Annotated in this window: 10 protein-coding genes; 1 reads left to right on the top strand and 9 read right to left on the bottom strand. The window is 74.0% G+C overall.

Annotation, left to right across the window (positions count from 1 at the left end; translation table 11 throughout):
• Positions 1–217 precede the first annotated feature (217 nt).
• A complete protein-coding gene (locus KDL28_RS28935; RefSeq protein ID WP_252443650.1) occupies positions 218–2,941 on the top strand; it encodes a winged helix-turn-helix domain-containing protein in 2,724 nt (907 codons plus the stop codon).
• Positions 2,942–2,969: 28 nt separating this feature from the next.
• Here the strand turns inward: KDL28_RS28935 and KDL28_RS28930 are convergent, their stop codons facing one another.
• The 9 genes from KDL28_RS28930 to KDL28_RS41735 all read right to left on the bottom strand — a co-directional run bounded on the left by KDL28_RS28930 (position 2,970) and on the right by KDL28_RS41735 (position 14,103).
• Entirely contained in the window at positions 2,970–4,151 is a 1,182-nt protein-coding gene (locus KDL28_RS28930) for a serine hydrolase domain-containing protein (protein ID WP_252443648.1), read from the bottom strand.
• A gap of 38 nt (positions 4,152–4,189) precedes the next feature.
• Complete coding sequence (locus KDL28_RS28925) at positions 4,190–5,827, bottom strand: flavin-containing monooxygenase (protein WP_252443646.1); 1,638 nt, start codon at positions 5,825–5,827, stop codon at positions 4,190–4,192.
• 212 nt (positions 5,828–6,039) lie between these two features.
• Positions 6,040–6,465 carry a DUF1810 domain-containing protein gene (locus KDL28_RS28920; protein WP_252443644.1) on the bottom strand — a complete coding sequence of 142 codons (426 nt, stop codon included), beginning with the start codon at positions 6,463–6,465 and terminating at the stop codon, positions 6,040–6,042.
• A gap of 67 nt (positions 6,466–6,532) precedes the next feature.
• Positions 6,533–7,444, bottom strand: coding sequence for an SDR family NAD(P)-dependent oxidoreductase (locus KDL28_RS28915; RefSeq protein WP_252443642.1), 912 nt, complete (start codon positions 7,442–7,444; stop codon positions 6,533–6,535).
• A 156-nt stretch (positions 7,445–7,600) separates the two neighbouring features.
• On the bottom strand, positions 7,601–9,208 hold the full coding sequence (locus tag KDL28_RS28910; RefSeq protein WP_252443641.1) for a class I adenylate-forming enzyme family protein: 1,608 nt from the start codon (positions 9,206–9,208) through the stop codon (positions 7,601–7,603).
• 3 nt (positions 9,209–9,211) lie between these two features.
• Positions 9,212–10,468, bottom strand: a complete 1,257-nt coding sequence (locus tag KDL28_RS28905; RefSeq protein ID WP_305882257.1) for an ABC transporter substrate-binding protein — start codon at positions 10,466–10,468, stop codon at positions 9,212–9,214.
• Positions 10,465–11,640 (bottom strand): branched-chain amino acid ABC transporter permease, encoded by a 1,176-nt coding sequence (locus tag KDL28_RS28895; protein WP_252443639.1) that lies wholly within the window; start codon positions 11,638–11,640, stop codon positions 10,465–10,467. Before KDL28_RS28895 ends, KDL28_RS28905 begins: the two co-directional genes overlap by 4 nt.
• Complete coding sequence (locus KDL28_RS28890) at positions 11,633–12,523, bottom strand: branched-chain amino acid ABC transporter permease (protein ID WP_252443637.1); 891 nt, start codon at positions 12,521–12,523, stop codon at positions 11,633–11,635. Before KDL28_RS28890 ends, KDL28_RS28895 begins: the two co-directional genes overlap by 8 nt.
• Positions 12,520–14,103, bottom strand: coding sequence for an ATP-binding cassette domain-containing protein (locus tag KDL28_RS41735; protein ID WP_308216077.1), 1,584 nt, complete (start codon positions 14,101–14,103; stop codon positions 12,520–12,522). Before KDL28_RS41735 ends, KDL28_RS28890 begins: the two co-directional genes overlap by 4 nt.
• Positions 14,104–14,130: the final 27 nt, after the last annotated feature.

The raw sequence follows: 14,130 nt of genomic DNA, 5'->3' as shown, positions 1-14,130 counted from the left end.
CGACAGCGCCGGCCCGATCGAGGCCGCCCTTCCAGAGGTCGATCCGAAGACCTCGACCACGACCGGGCAGCAGCCGGCGCGCGTGAGCGTTCGGTCTCCACTACCCGTGCGGGTAGTCGGCGTGGTGCGGCCCACGCCGACGGCGTTGCCCACGGACCCGCGAGGCGCGACGATCCGTGCTGAGCACGGCCTCGCCCGAGCCCGATGAGGTGCGCCGATGACGCCTGCCGCGCGACCTGCGCACCCGCCGGACGCGTCGAGCCGGTTCCGTGCGCCGACCTACGTCCGCAACGTCATCGAGCGGCGGCGCCTGCTCGCGGTACTGCGCGCCGATTCCTGGCGCCAGCTCACCCTGATCCAGGCCCCGGCCGGGTACGGGAAGACCACCCTGGCCGTGCAGTGGCTGCGGGTGCTGGAGGCCGAGGGTGCGGCGGTCGCGTGGCTCGGGTTGCACCGCGACGACAACGATGCGCACTGGTTCCTCTCGCACCTGCTGGAGGCGGTGCGCCGGGCGCTGCCGGAGAGCGCGGACACCCTCGACGACCTGCGGGAGCTGATCGAGCAGGGAGTCGAGGACACCCAGCGCTACACGCTGTCGGCGGTGCTGGAGCTGATCGGCGGGCACCCCGCCCGGTTCGTGCTGACCTTCGACGACTGGCACGTGATCGACGACGCGCGGGTGCACCGCGCACTGGTCCACTTGCTGGACTTCGCGCCGCCGAACCTCTCGCTGCTGCTCACGAGCCGCACCCGGCCGCGGCTGCCGCTGAGCCGGCTGCGGGTGCGCCAGCAGCTGACCGAGGTGGACGCGGCGGCGCTGCGCTTCGACCTCGACGAGGCCAGGGCGTTCCTGGTGGACCTCAACGGGTTGGCCCTGCGGGGTGACGAGGTGGCGCGGTTGTCGGAGGGCACCGACGGGTGGGTCGCGGCCTTGCAGCTGGTCTCGCTGTCGCTGCGCGACAGCGCCGACCCGGCCGCGCTGATCCGGGACTTCTCGGGGCGCCACCACTCGATCGGCGAGTACCTCGCCGAGAACGTGCTCGACGCCCTGCCGGTCGAGATCCTGGACTTCCTGTTGGCCACGTCGGTCTGCGACCGGCTCTGCGGGGAGCTGGCCGGGGCGCTCGCCGGGCGCGGCGACGGGCAGGCGGTGCTGGAGGAGCTGGAGCGCCGCGACCTGTTCCTGCGCCCGCTCGACGCCGAGCGCACGTGGTTCCGCTACCACCACCTGTTCGCCGACCACCTGCGGCGGCGGTTGGAGCGCGACCGCCCCGAGCAGGTGCCCGAGCTGCACCGGTGCGCCTCGGACTGGTTCTCCGCGCACGACCTCGTGCCCGAGGCGGTGGCGCACGCATTGGCCGCGGGGGACCCCGGCCGGGCCACCGACCTGGTCGAGTCGCACGCGATGCCGCTGGTCGAGCACAGCCGCATGGTCAGCCTGCTCGGGCTCGCGGGCCGGCTGCCGGCCCGGGCCACGCACGACCGCCCGCAGCTGCTGATGGCCATCGCCTGGGCGAACTGCCTGCTGCAGCGCCCGCACGACGCGCAGCTCGCCCTCGACCACCTCCACCTGGCCGTGCCGGTCGGCCCCGAGCACGAGGAGATGCACAGCGAGGCCGACGTCGTGCAGGCGTGCATCGACATCTACGGCGACCGCACCGACCGGGTGGAGGAGCTGGTCGAGCGCAGCCTCACGCGGTCGGCCGCCTACCGGCCGTGGATCGTGGCGGTGGCGGCGAACATCCAGACGTTCTGCGACATCCACGCGATGCGGTACCGGGCGGCGCGGGACCGCCAGGCGTGGGCGCGGCCGTTCCACGACCGGACGATCGGGCCGTTCGCCGGGGTCTACGGGCGCTGCTTCGCCGGCATCGCCGCGCTCGCCCAGCTGGACCTGCCCGCCGCCGAGGAGCAGTTGCAGGGCGCGGTCGCGCTGGCCAGGGAGTCGGCCGGCCGGCGCTCGCACGCGGCACGGCTGGCCGGCGCCCTGCTCGGCGAGCTGCACTACGAACGCGGCGAGCTCGACGAGGCCGAGCGGCTGCTGGAGGAGAGCCGGGAGCTGGGCGCGGAGAGCGGGGTCGTCGACTTCATGGTCGCCAGCTACGCCCTGCTCGCCCGCATCCGGGCCGACCGCGGGGCCGGGGCCGAGTCCGGGGAGCTGCTGGCCGAGGGGACCGAGGTCGCCGAGCGGCTCGGCCTGACCCGGCTGCGGGCGGCCATCGAGGCCGAGCGGATCCGCCAACTGCTGGCCGCCGGCCGGCTGCGCGAGGCGCGCCGGGCCGCGCAGGACCTCCCCGGCGGTACGGGCTGGGCGGGCGGGATCGGGGTGGTGATCGACCAGATCCGGACCGGCTCGGTGGCCGCCGTCCGCTCCGCCGAGGGCGACCACGAGGGCGCCACGGCGCTGCTGGAGGAGCTGATCGCCGACCTGCAGCGGCGCGGGCAGGTCCGGGCGGCGGTCGCCGCGACCGTGCAGCTGAGCGTGGTCCAGGAGCGCGCGGCGCGGCGGATGGCCGCGGAGCGCAGCCTCGCCGCCGCGCTGGCCCACGCGCTCCCGGCCGGGCTGTACCACCCGGTCCTGGGCGGCGGCCCGGAGGTCGCCGCGGTGCTGGGCCGGCTGCTGGCCCGGGCCGAGGCCGACACCTGGCTCGACGGTGGGACCGGGGCCGGCGCGCCGATCGCCTCCGGCGAGCTGGCCGCGTTGCTCGCCCGCACCGGCGCCGGGCGGATGGGGCAGGCGTGCGCCGTCGAGCTCACCGGCCGCGAGCTGGCCGTCCTGCGCATGCTCGACCTCGGCCGCAGCAACCAGCAGATCGCGCGTTCGCTGACGGTCACCGTCAACACCGTGAAGTGGTACCTGAAGAACATCTACACCAAGCTCGGCGCCACCAACCGGGCCGAGGCCGTGTCGCTCGCGCGCCGGGGCGGGCTGCTGCCCTGAGCCGGACAGCAGCCCGCACCGGAGACGGTCAGAGCGCCGCGTAGACGGCGGCCTCGACGTCGGCGTAGGTCTTCCACGCCTCCTCGGTGATGAACGGCAGCGAGTTGGTGTAGATCGACGCGCAGATCCCGGTCGCGCGGTCGACGAAGAAGTGGGTGTTGAACAGCCCGGCCCACGCACCGGTGCCTGCCCGCCGCGCGCCCGGGACGTCTACGGTGTTCAGCAGCAGGCCGTAGCCCCACTTCCAGCCCGGTCCCACGTTCAGCGATGCGGTTATCGGCGGGTCGGCGGTCGGGATCTCGGCCGGGAAGTCGAGGTCGCCGATCTGGTTGGTGAACGCCGCGTCGACCGTCTCCGACCGCAGGATCCGGGCGCCGTCGAGCTCGCCGCCGCGCAGCAGGGCCCGCTCGAACCGGATGTAGTCGCGGGGAGTGGAGTACAGCCCGTGACCGCCGGCCCACCAGTCGGGCTCCTGGTTGAGGATCTCCCCGGCCGACGTCCACGCCCCGTCCTCGCCGCGGACGTGCACGCTGACGCAGTTGGCGTAGCGCTGCTGGTCGAGGCGGAACATGGTGTCGTCCATGCCCAGCGGGCCGGTGATCCCGTCCTTGATCACGACGTCCAGGGTCGTGCCGGCGACGGTCTCGACGACCCGCCCCAGCCAGTCGGTGTTGATGCCGTAGACGAAGCGGGTGCCCGGGTCGGTGACCAGCGGCGCCTTGAACGCCTCCAGGGAGCCCGGGACGACGTTCGGCTGGCCGGTGACCTTCTCGTAGCGGGCGAGGTCGGCGTCCCAGAACCAGTACGCCAGCCCCGAGGTGTGGGTGACCAGGTTGCGCACGGTCGCCCGGTTGCCGGCCGGGCGCAGCTTCGGGGTGTCGCCGTCGAAGCCCTCCAGCACCTGCAGGTCGGCGAACTCGGGCAGGTAGGTGTCGACCGGGGCGTCCAGCTCCAGCTCACCCCGCTCGACCTGCTGCAACGCGGCGGCCGTGCACACCATCTTGGTCATGGACATGATCCGGAACTGGGTGGAGGTGGTCACCGGGTCGTCGCCCTCACCGGCGACCCGCACCCCCGCGCCGCCCTCGTAGAGGATGCCGTCGCGGTCGGCGACGATCGCCGCGACGTGCGGTACCGCGCCGGTGCGGACCGCGCCGGCCAGCACTTCGTCGATGGCGGCAGCGGCGCTGCCGTCGAACCCAGAACCCATGGTCGAACTCCTTCGGTCGAGACGATGGGGATGCCGCGTCAGCGGATGTCGAAGCCCGGGTAGCCCTCGCGCGCCACCTCGTCGCACTTCTGCCGGTAGGTGCCCACGCCGCCGGTGTAGGACAGCACCCGCCGGGGTTTGCCGGGAACGTTCGAGCCGAGGTACCAACCGGTCGTGTTCGCGATCAGGGTGGCGCCGGCGGTCTCGTCGTGGTGGGCGACCCAGGCGGCCTCGCCCTCCGCGGTCGCCTCGATCGTGGACAGACCGCGTTCGCGCACGTGCCGGATGGCGTCGGCGATCCACTCGGTCTGCTGCTGCAGGCAGGTGGTCATGTTGCACAGCGCCGCCGACGGGGCCAGCGGGACCGCGGTCGTGAGCAGGTTCGGGTAGCCGTGCACCTGCAGGCCCATCATCGTGCGGATGTCGCGGCCCCAGTCCTCGGTGAGGCTGCGCTCGCCGCGCCCGCGCACGTCGATGCGGGTCAGCGACCCGGTGCCGGCGTCGAACCCGGTGGCCAGCACGATCACGTCGAGCTCGTGCGTGGTGCCGTCGGCGAGCTCGATGCCGGACGCGACGATCCGGGTGATCGGGTTGTCGCGCACCCCGACCAGCTCGACGTTCTCCCGGTGGTAGACCTCCAGGTAGCTGCGCTCCAGCGGCACGCGGTGGGTGCCGAAGCCGTAGTCGGTCGGGACCAGGACGTCGATCAGCCGCGGGTCCTTCAGCCGGACGCGCATCTTCTCCCGGACGAACCCGGAGATCTCGTCGTTGACCTCCTGGGAGAAGAACATCTCCCCGAAGCCGGCCAGCCACAGCTTGAGCGAGCCGTCGGCGTAGATCTCCTCCAGCACCTCCCGGCGCTGCTCGGGCGTGCACTCGGCCCACACGTGCTCGAAGTCGTACTCGAAGCCGGTGAAGGTGTGCGGGATCGTGGACTTCAGCTCGTCGAAGCGCCCCTTGTAGGCGGCCTGCTCGGCCTCGCCGTAGGCGGGGCTCTTCATCGGCAGCACGTACTGCGGGGTGCGGGCGAACACGGTGAGCTGCGCGACCTGCTCGGCCACGGTCTGGATCACCTGGATGCCCGTGGCACCGATGCCGACCACCCCGACCCGCTTCCCGGCCAGCTCGACGCCCTCGGCGGGCCATCGCGAGGTGTGGAAGATCCCACCGGTGAAGTCGGCTTGTCCCGCGAAGACGTCCTCCAGCGGCGCCGACAGCATCCCGGCGCAGCTGACGAAGAACTGGGCGTCGACCACATCGCCGCGATCGGTGCGGATCGTCCAACGGCCGCGGTCCTCGTCGTAGTGCGCACTGGTCACGGTGGTGCCGAACCGGATGTCGCGGCGCAGGTCGAGCCGGTCGGCGACGTAGCGCATCCAGCGCTCGATCTCCGGCTGGCCCGGGAACTTCTCGCTCCAGCTCCAGCCCTTGTACAGGTCCTCGTCGAACAGGTACTGGTAGATGTAGGCCTCGCTGTCGAAGCGGGCACCCGGGTAGCGGTTCCACCACCACGTGCCGCCCACGTCACCGGCCCGGTCGAAGACGAGCACGCGCAAGCCCTGCTGGCGCAGCTGGTGGAGCTGGTACAGGCCGGCTACGCCGGCGCCGAGGATCACGGCGTCCAGCTCGAGTGTCTCACCGGTCTCGGGTGGCGTGGTCTGCGTAGCGGACGTCATCGTCGCTGCTGCTCCTTCGTCGGCGTGTCGTGCCGGTGTCGGCCGTCGCAGCATGCGGTGCGGCCGGGCCCCGCCACCCACCCGAGCGGGTAGTCGCCGCGGGGGGATCCCCGTGGTCGACGACGACAACCCCGTCGAGACGCCGGTCGTCGTGGGCGGGCGGGGCGGTGGCGATGGCCGTCCTCGCCCGTCGCTGACGGCCCCCGCTCGGTTCAGACGCGACTTGTCGTCCCGTCGTCGAGGGCCCCGCCGTAGTACTGGTCGAGCACCGCGCGGAACGCCGGCTCGTCGGGGTCGGCGAGGGTGAACAGGGTCATGGACGAGTGCAGCTTCAGGGCGTCGACCGGGCCCAGGACGTCGACGGGGTCGCTCGTGTCGAGCCCGGCGAGGGCCCGGGCGCACTCGCGCAGGCGCGGACCCAGCACGGGATCGGCCAGGTAGCGGCGCGCCTCGTCCAGGTCGGCGATGGCGTAGTGCTGGGCCGTCGGGCTGTGCCCCAGACCGGCGATCTGGGGGAAGACGAACCACATCCAGTGCCCGTGCTTGCGGCCCCGGCGCAGTTCGGCGAGTGCGAGGGCGTACACGCCGGCGGAGTCCTGGGCCTCGACGAAGCGGTGCAGATCGGTGGACGGGGGCATGAGGTCGATGTTCCCGCTCGGACCCGGTGCGACGCAGCTGGTTCCCAGGTCCAGTGGCCCGCGACCACTAGCTCGCGGGCGGGGGCTCGAGCTGCTGGCCCACGGTCTGCTGGGCCGGCGCGAACCGCTCGGGCCAGACGGCGGCGATGTCGTCGGTGGACCACCCGGTGCCGTCGGCGAACTCGACGACGAACTCGCTCGGGTGCGACCACAGGGCGAGCCGGTCGCCGCCGATGCCGACGGCCTGGCCGGTGACGGCGGCGGCGGCGTCGGAGGCGAGGAAGGCGACCAGGCCGGCGGCGTCCTCTGGCGGGCCGAAGCTGAGCTCGCGGCGGGCGTGGGGCGGCAGCGGCTCGCCGGCCCTGAGCGCGTCGACGTAGGGCTTGACGAAGGGCAGGGTCTCGGTCATGGCGGTGGCCGCGACCGGGATGACCGCGTTGACGGTGATGTTCGCCCGGGCCAGCTCCATCGCCCAGGTGCGGACCATGCCGACGATGCCGGCCTTGGCCGCGGCGTAGTTGGTCTGGCCGAAGTTGCCGACCTGGCCGGTGGGGGAGCCGACGCAGATGATCCGCCCGCCCTCGCCCTGCTCGCGCAGCCTGACCGCAGCGGCGCGGGTGCAGGTGAAGGTGCCGCGCAGGTGGGTGGTGATGACGGCGTCGAACTGCTCATCGGTCATCTTCCACAGGGTGGCGTCGCGCAGGATGCCGGCGTTGTTGACCAGGACGTCGAGCCGGCCGAACTCGGTGACCGCCCGGTCGACCAGGGCCTGGGCGGCCTCGCCGGTGCCGACCGCGACGACCTCGGCGACGGCGCGACCGCCGGCCCCGGTGATCGTCGAGACGGCGGCCCGGGCGACGTCGGCGTCGACGTCGTTGACGACGACCGCGGCGCCGCGGCGGGCGAGCTCGGTGGCGTAGGCGAGACCGAGGCCCCGCCCGCTCCCGGTGACGACGGCGACCTTGCCGGAGAGATCCACTGCAGTACTCCTCCACGTGGGGGGTGCGCCCGCCGGAGACGGACGCGGTGACGGGTCAGCTCGTGCCGGCCCGGGGGACTCGGCCCCGGCCGGGTGGTCCGGCGAAGGCCTGCGCCAGGGCGAGGTCGTCGAGCAGCCCGGTCAGCAACGTCGGGGTCATGGGGCCACCGCGGGTCGCAGGGCCGGGTCCGCGGCGGCCATCCGGCGCAGCTCGGCCCGCTGGACCTTGGTGGAGGCGGTCATCGGCAGCTCCTCGAGCGCGCGCCATGCCCGCGGCACCTTGAACGGCGAGAGCCGCGCACGGCAGTGCCGCTCCAGCTCCGCCGGGTCGATCGCGGCGCCGGGCTCGGGGACGACGAAGGCGACCACCAGCTCGCCCCAGCGCTCGTCGGGGGCACCGACGACCGCGGCGCGCGCCACCGACGGATGGCTGACGACGGCCTCCTCGACCTCCTCCGGCGAGACGTTCTCGCCGCCGGTCTTGATCATGTCTTTGAGCCGCCCGACGATCCGGCAGGCGCCCGCGGCGTCCATGACCGCGAGGTCCCCGGTGTGCAGCCAGCCCCCGGGGTCGATCGCGGCCGCGGTCGCCTCGGGGTCCCGGTAGTAGCCGGGGGTCAGCCGCTCCCCGCGCAACCAGAGCTCCCCGACCTCGCCGGGCGCGGCGGGGACGCCGTCCGGGGTGGCGATGCGGACGCCGGTTCCGGCCAGCGGTCGCCCGACCGTCGTCCGGCGCACCGGATCGGGGTCCGTGGGCGCAGGCAGCAGGGCCGAGCCGCAGGTCTCGGTCATGCCGAAGGTGGTGATCAGCGGCGCGGCGAAGGCCGACTCGACCCGGTCGACGAAGCCGGGCGACACGGTCTGGCCGCCGGTGAACACCACCCGCAGGCTGCTCAGGTCCGCCTGGCCGATCTCGGGGCGGGCCATCAGCAGGTCGAGCAGGGTCGGCGCCGCCGACAGCAGGGTCGCCCGGTGCTGGGTGATGAGCTCCAGCACCCGGGCGGGCTCGAACGCCACGACCACGTGCTCGCACCGCTGCCAGAGGGCGCCCATGACGCCCAGGACGTTGCCGGCCGTGTGGAACAGCGGCATGGGATTGACCCACACGCCGCCCTCGGGCAGTCCGATGCGGTCGCGGAAGGCGTGCGACGTGGCCACCATGCCGGAGTGGGTGATCTGCACGCCCTTGGCGCGGCCGGTGGTACCGGAGGTGAACTGGATCTGCGCGAGGCCCTGCGGCGGGACGGTCGGGAGATCGACGGTTCGGTCGTGGCGCAGCGCCCGCCAGTCGCCGGTGCACCGGTGGACCTCGCGCAGCGCAGGCAGCCGGCCGGCCACCTCGGCGGCCAGGTCGGCCGCCGGGTCGCCGGCCGCGTCCTCGGCCGCGTAGACGGCCTCGGCGCCGGACAGCCGCAGCGCGTGTTCCAGCTCGGGCCCGCGGGAGCGCGGGTTGACCGGGACCAGGACCATCCCGGCCAGGGCCACGCCGAACTGCAGCAGCACGGCCTCGGGGCCGTTGACCAGGCAGGTGGCGATCCGGGCACCCGGGTCGTGGCGGGCCAGCAGGCCGGCGGCCACCCGTTCGGCGTCGGCCAGCAGCCCGGCCGCCGTCCAGACCCGCTCCTCGTGCGGGGTCACCGTGCGGACCAGCGGATCGGCCGGACCGAGCCGGGCGGCCCGGCCGAGCACGTCACCGATGACCTGCTCGGGCACGTCGGCGGCGGCGGGGGTGAGCAGCTCGCAGCGCTGCAGGGTGTCCGCCACGGGTCAGCCGACCGGGTAGCTCTGGGCGCTCGGGCCCTCGAAGGTGCCCAGGACCTCCAGGCCGCCTTCGGCCTGGCCCGAGGCGCGCGAGACGTAGACCGTGCGCGTCGGCGGCTGCGCGGCGTCGGTGAAGTCCAGCGGCGTCGCGTACAGGCCCTCGGTGTCCAGGCCGGTGGTCTTGCGCATGGCGGCGACCACGCCCTCCGGGGTCAGGTCCCCCGCGTCGCAGGCGCCCCGGAGCGCGGTCGTGAGCAGTTCGGCCTGCGCGTAGGCCAGGGGCACCTCCCAGCCCGTCTCGCCGTCGGGGGCGGCGGCCTCGTACAGGTCGCGGGCCGCCTGAACGCCGGGCTGGTCGAGGCTGAACGGTGCGATGCTGGTGACCGTGTAGAAGTTCTGCTCCAGGGCCGGCCCGGCCGGCGTCGCCAGCAGCGAGGGGCCGAAGGTCGGGGTGTTGCCGAAGAGCGGGACGTTCAGGCCCTGCGCGGCCAGGACGCCGGCCAGCGAGGCGAGCTGGGCCGGCGCGGCCCCGAGGATCACCGCGGACACCCCGGCCTGCTGGAGGGCGGAGGCCTGGGCGGTCAGGTCGGTGTCGCGCGGGGTGATCTCCTGCGGCACGATCTCGAGACCGCGCTGCTGGGCGGCGTGCTGGGCGCCGGCGAGGGAGTCGCTGCCGTAGTCGCCGACGAAGTAGACGACGCCGACCTTGGAGCCGGGGGCCAGGCCCAGCTCGTCGACGAGGTAGTCGATCGCGTTCGCGCTCTCGATGCTGTAGGTGGTCCCGGGGATCTGGGCGTTCTCGTACTGCAGCGCGACGCCGGCCCAGCCGTGCCCGCCCAGGTAGAGCCCGTCGGCCTCGGCCAGCGGCAGCACGGCGGCCGACGTCGGCCCGCCGAGGACCTGCTGCAGGGCGACGACGTTCGAGGCCATGCTCCGGTAGAGCGCCACGGCCTTCTGCGGGTCGTAGCCGTGGTCCTGCACGTCGACCTCGACGTCGCGCCCGCAGATCCCGCCCTCGGTGTTGACCTGGTCGTAGTAGGCCTGGGTCTCGGTGACCTGGACCGCGGCGCCGGCGGCGAAGGGGCCCGAGAGGTCGGTGAGCATGCCGACGGTGATGGTGTCGGCGGTGACGCCGGTGCCGGTCCGCACCTCCCCTTCCGCGCCGCCACCGGCGGGGGCGGCGTCGGGGTCCTCGGTGGAGCAGGCGGCGAGGACGGCGACGCAGCCGGCGAGCGCCAGCGTCGTGCGGATCCGGTGCTTCATGGGGAGGTCTCCTTCGACCTGGTGGGGACGCCGGGGTGCGACGGTGCGGGTGTGGCCGCGCCGGGGGGAGCCGGCGATGGGGGAGGAGGTGCGGGTGGGGGATCGTCGGTGTCGGCCGGGTGGGGGGCGCGCCGGTGGCGGAGCCGGCCGGTCGCTCCGGCCAGGCCGCCGCGGAGGAAGAGCAGCACGGCGATGATCGCCGCGCCGTAGAGCAGCCGGGCGAGCGTGGCCGCGTCCAGGCCCCCGGAGCCGGGCGTCGCGAGGAACGGCAGGTCGGAGCTGTACTGGGTGAGGACCAGCGGCAGGATGACGACGAAGGCGGCGCCCGCGGCCGCCCCGGCGATCGAGCCGAGACCGCCCAGCACGATCATGATCAGGAAGTCGATCGACAGCTGCAGGCCGAACAGGTCCGGCGCGATCCGGCCGTAGGCCAGGGCCATGAGGGCGCCGGCGATGCCCGCGTAGGCCGAGGAGATGACGAAGGCGGTGGCCTTGGCCCGCGCCACGTGGATGCCCATCGCGGCCGCCGCGGTCTCGCTGTCGCGGACGTTGGCCAGTGCCCGGCCGGTGCGGCTGGCCTTGATGTTGCGGCCGAGCCACGCGGCGAGCAGGACGACGACGAGGAACAGGTACCAGAGCCGGTGCAGGCCCTCGAACTCCACGCCGGCGACGGCGAGGTAGTCGGGATCCTCGTTGCTGAAGCTGAAGCCCGGCACGGAGAACGGCTCCACGGTCCGGCCGTTGAAGCCGCCGGTCGCGTCCTCCAGGTTGACCATCAGGTGGCGGGCCAGGAAGACCAGCCCGATGGTGGCCAGGCCGAGGTAGATCCCGCGCAGGCGACCCGAGATGGGGCTGAAGAGCGCGCCGGCGACCGCGGCCACCACACCCGCGAGGACGAGGGCGAGCAGGGGCGGCAGACCCAGTCCGGCCGCCCGGCCGCCGCTCTCGCCGACGGCCCAGGCGTAGGTGTAGGCGCCCAGGGCCGCGAAGCAGGCGTGGCCGAGCGACAGCTGCCCCGCCACCCCGACCAGCAGGGTCAGCCCGATCGCCCCGACCACCGCCGCCATCGTGAACAGTCCGGTCTGCAGCCAGAAGTCGTCGAGCAGGAACGGCAGGGCCGCGGCGACCAGCACGGCCAGGGCGGCCGGGAGCCGGCGGAGGACCTCAGACACGGACGGCCTCCGCGCGGCCGAACAGCCCGGACGGCCGCACGAGCAGCACCAGGATCATCACGGCGTAGGGGACGACCTCACCGAGGCCGCGGCCCAGGAAGTGCAGGTGGGACTCGTAGCCGACGGCCAGCGCGGTGACCACGCCGATGATCAGGCCACCGACGATCGCGCCGACGACGGAGTCGAACCCGCCGAGCACCCAGGCCGGGATCGCGGCGAAGGCGCTGATGGCCAGCGCCGGGCCCACGCCCGGCGCGGGGAACGAGGCGAGGAAGACGCCGGCGATGGCGGCGAGCGCCCCGGCCAGCGCCCATCCCGCCGCGCCGGTGCGCGAGAGCCGGATCCCCATCAGGGAGGCGGTGTCGCCGTCGGCGGCCGCGGCGCGCATCGCGACGCCGGTGCCGGTGCGCGCGAAGAGGAACCAGAGCAGCCCGAAGACCACCACGGCCAGGCCCGCCGCGATCGCCCGGCTGGTGGGCAGGGTGACGCCGCCGATGGCGACCACGTCGGCCCCCCAGGGCGCGCCGATGGGCAGGACCCGGTTGCCGATGCGCCGGGTCAGCTCGGTGAGCAGCAGGATGTCGACGCCGAGCATGAGGATGGCGGCCGTGCCGGGGTTGGCCTCGGCGAGGTTGCGCACCAGGACCGCGTTGATCAGCACGCCCAGCAGCGCCGCACCGGCGATCCCCACGACGACCGCGGCCCAGAAGCCGACCGGGCCCTGCAGGACGGCGACGAGGTAGGCGCCGGTCAGCAGGACCGAGCCGTGCGCGAAGTTCAGCACGCCGGTGGAGGTGAAGACGATGACGAAGCCGACCGCGATCAGACCGAGGATGAGCCCGTAGGACAGGCCGTTGGCCAGCTGGGTGAGGAAGTAGCTCATGCCGCCGCCGTCCCCAGGTAGGCCCGCAGCACCTCGGGGTCGCGCTGGACGTCCCGCGGGGAGCCCTCGGCGATGCGCTTGCCGAAGTCCAGGACGGTGATCCGTTCGGCCAGCCCCATGACGAAGGGCATGTCGTGCTCGACGAGCAGGACCGACAGCCCGAGCTCCCGCTGCACGGCGCGGATGGCCTCGGCCATGACGGCGGACTCGCCGTGGGTCATGCCGGCCACGGGCTCGTCGAGCAGCAGCAGGGTGGGTTCGGCCGCCAGCGCCCGGCCCATCTCCACCCGCTTCCGGTCGCCGTAGGAGAGCGTGTGCACGGCGCGGTCGAGGACGTGCTCGATGCGGAGCAGGGCGGCGATGCGCCGCACGGCCTCCCGCTCGGCGCGCTCCTCCCGGCGGGCGCGCGGGAGCCGCAGGGCATGGGCGGCGGTGCCGGTGCGCATCACGCGGTGCCGGCCGACGAGGAGGTTGTCCCGGACCGTCGCCTCGAGCGACAGCGAGATGTTCTGGAAGGTGCGGGCCACGCCGAGGTCGGCGATGCGGTGCGAGGGCATGGCGGTCACTTCCGCGTCGCCGTAGTGGACGGTGCCGCTGGTCGCGCGGTAGGCGCCGCCGAGGACGTTGATGCAGGTCGACTTCCCGGCGCCGTTGGGGCCGATCAGCGCGTGGATGGTCCCGGCCTCGACGGTGAACGACACCGTCGAGAGCGCGGTGATGCCGCCGAAGCGGACGGTCAGGTCCTCGACCCTCAGCTGCCGGGCCCGGGCGGTCGTGGAGCGCCGGAGGTGCACCGTCGTGTCGTCCGGTGCGTCGTCAGTGGTGGCGGCGGCGGTGCTGGAGGTCCCCACGCCCAGGTAGCGGTCGCGGATCTCGTCGGTGGCGGCCAGCTCGGCCGAGCTGCCCTCGGCGGTGATGGTCCCGACCTCGAGCACGTAGGCCCGGTCGGCCACCCGCAGGCCCATCGCCGCGTTCTGCTCGATGAGCAGCACCGAGGTCCCCTGGGCGTGGATCTGCCCGATGATGTCGCCGATCTGCTCGACCAGCTGCGGGGCCAGGCCGAGGGAGGGCTCGTCGAGCAGCAGCAGCGTGGGCGAGGTCATCAGCGCCCGCCCCATCGCCAGCATCTGCTGCTGCCCGCCGGAGAGCAGGCCACCGCGCTGGTGGCGGCGCTCGGCGAGGATCGGGAAGAGCTCGAAGACCCGCTCGGCCGCCTCCTCGCGGGCGCGCTTGTCGCGGACCGTGGAGGCGCCGGCGCGCAGGTTCTCGGCCACGGTCAGGTCGCGGAAGATCCGGCGGCCTTCCGGGACCTGCACCAGACCGGCGCGCACCGCCCCCGCGGCGTCGCGGCGGGCGAGGTCGTGCCCGTCGAAGTGGATGCGCCCGGCGGTGACCGCGCCGCCGACGCCGCCCAGGGAGCGCGAGATGGCCCGCAGGAGGGTGGTCTTGCCGGCGCCGTTGCTCCCGAGCACGGCGACCACGGACCCCGCGTCGACGCGCACGGAGACCCCGCGCAGCGCCTGGACGGCGCCGTCGTAGTCGACCGCCAGGTCGTCGACGGTCAGTAGGGGGACTGGCACGGAGCACCTTCCGTCTGGGAGTCGCGT

Origin of the sequence: Pseudonocardia humida, from assembly GCF_023898865.1 — a bacterium.
GTDB classification, from domain to species: Bacteria; Actinomycetota; Actinomycetes; order Mycobacteriales; family Pseudonocardiaceae; genus Pseudonocardia; species Pseudonocardia humida.
The sequence above is the reverse complement of the archived record's forward strand: the minus strand, read 5'-3'. Positions and strand labels throughout refer to the sequence as shown.